Source organism: Myceligenerans pegani, assembly GCF_014892515.1.
Classification (GTDB): Bacteria; Actinomycetota; Actinomycetes; order Actinomycetales; family Cellulomonadaceae; genus Myceligenerans; species Myceligenerans pegani.
This window is the reverse complement of the sequence record NZ_JADBGR010000100.1, coordinates 1-2,445: the sequence shown is the minus strand read 5'-3', so window position 1 is coordinate 2,445 and position 2,445 is coordinate 1. Positions and strand designations below refer to the sequence as shown.

Below are 2,445 nucleotides of genomic sequence, written 5' to 3'. Positions count from 1 at the left end.
CGATGACCGGCAGACTCTTGAGGGCCTCGCGTCGGGTGCGGTCTTGCAGTACCGCACGAATCGTGGCCGGATCATTTTGAATGATGTGATCGGTGGCAATCTGTGGCTGCCTACTGAGAAGTACCGGAAGGTCGATGACTGGGACCTGAAGGACAACGAGGACGACGAGGGCGAGGAGACGGACTCGGAGCAGACGATCTTCGAGCAGGTGGACCAGACGGTCGCGGACCGCGACAAGCCGAACAGGCCGCCGAAGACGAAGCCCGACGATCTGGGTGTGCGTGCCGGTCGTACGACGGTGCTTGACGTGCTGGGCAACGACATCGATCCGGACGGTGACGTCATGACGGTGTCGGTGTCGGACGGTCCGGGTGAGGACTCCGGGGTCACGGTCGATCGGGTGCTCGACGGCCGTGCCCTGCAGGCGGACGTGCCCGCGGACGCGACCGGCACGATCACGTTCAGGTACCAGGCCGACGACGGCCGTGAGAACGGGACCGCCGAGGCGGAGGTCACCCTCACGGTCCGCCCGCCGGAAGAGAACAAGGCCCCTGCTCTCCTGGCGGACGACGTCTCCGGACCCGTACTCAAGGTCGGCCAGGGCGGCACGGCGGAGATCAACGTCCTGCCGTACTTCCGGGATCCCGATGGCGACGACCTCTTCCTGTCGACGGCCACGACGAACGACCCGAACGACGAGGTGCGGTCCCGGCCTGACGGGGCGCTCGAGTTCCTCGACGGCGGTGGTGCGACCGGACGCAAGATCGTCGACATCACCGTGTCGGACGGCGAAGCCGTCGTGAAGGGAATCGTCAACGTCCAGGTCGAAGCGGACAACCAGCCGCCGATCCCGGTGCAGGACCACGTCACGACGCTGGCGGGTGAACCGGTCACGGTGCGCCCGCTGGAGAACGACTCCGACCCTGACGAGGACAGGCTCCGGCTGGTCGAGGTGGGCAGTGCCGAGTCGGTGGAGATCACGCCGAATCACACGGCGGGCACCTTCCGGTTCGTCAGCGAGAAGCCGGACTCCTACGACATCCCGTACTACGTGAGCGACGGCCCCAACCCGACGGTGACCGGGCTGGTCCGAGTGGATGTTCTCGAGCCGCCGAGCGATGCGGGCAAGCCGGTCGTGGTGTCCGATCAGGTGTTGCTTCCCAAGGGTGGCGAGGGCCTGGTGGACGTGCTGGGGAACGACAACGACCCAGCCGGTGGTGTGCTCGTGGTGCAGGAGATCGACGTTCCCGAGGATTCCGGGCTCACCGTCGCGGTGCTGGACCACCAGGTCCTGAAGATCACCGAGAACCGCCGTCTCGAGTCCCCGGTGACGATCGGCTACACGGCCTCGAACGGGGAGGCGGCAGCGGACGGCGAGGTGCATGTCGTGCCGATCCCGACATCGGATCGCCTGCGTCCGCCGGAGGCCGGTGCCGACGAGGTCGACGTGCACGTGGGCGACACAGTGACGATCCCCGTCCTGAAGAACGACTCCCATCCCGACGGCCTGCCGATCGAGCTCGCGGGCGAGTTGGTCGAGGAGCCGGGTGCGGACCTGGGCGAGGCGTTCGTCTCCGAGGAGGTCGTTCGTTTCAAGGCGGGCGACGAGGCAGGGGTGGCCCACGCCGTCTACGAGGTGAGCGACCCGAACGGACAGCGTGACTCGGCGCAGATCACGATCAACGTGCGCGACGACGAGAAGAACGCGGCACCACAGCTCCCGGACGTGACCGCCCGCGTGCTGTCGGGCGGCACCGTGCGGATCGACGTGCCGTTGGACGGGATCGACCCGGATGGTGACTACGTGATGCTGTCGGACATCTCGGGAGCTCCGACGATGGGCCGTGCGCGGATCACCGACGGCTTCATCGACTTCGAGGCGTCGCCCGACGCCGTAGGGACCGACACGTTCACCTACACCGCCACGGACACCCGGGGCGCCGTGGGAATCGGCACCGTCCGGGTAGGCATCGCCCCGTTGCCGGAGACCAATCAGAAGCCCGTCGCGCAGGATGACGAGACTCTCGTGCGGCCGGAACGGATGGTGGCGATCGACGCGATGGCGAACGACACCGACCCGGACGGCGACGAGATCGGCCTGGTGGAGTCCCTGTTCGGCAGCACCGGCGACCTCGAGCCCGCCGTGGCCGACGACCAGGTGGTCGTGACCGCACCGTCCGAAGCCGGGCAGCATCCCTTCTACTACGGTATCCAGGACATCTACAAGGCGCGGGCACAGGGTGTGATCACGGTGAGGGTCTCCCGGGATGCGCCGCTCGTTCCTCCGGTGGCGAACGACGACGTCCTGTCCGTCCCGGACGTGGTGGGCAAGGAGTCTGTCACCGTGGACGTCCTGGTCAACGACGTCGATCCGGACGGCGTCGCCGCGGACCTCGAGGTGAGCCTCGGTGTGGACGCCGGGGAGGCCACGCTGTCGGAGGACGG

General features: G+C 67.6%; 1 protein-coding gene. It reads left to right on the top strand.

The features are described from left to right. Positions 1 to 85: 85 nt before the first annotated feature. Positions 86 to 2,445: Ig-like domain-containing protein (locus IIE03_RS16850; RefSeq protein ID WP_318843037.1), on the top strand; the 2,360-nt coding region annotated here is incomplete at its 3' end.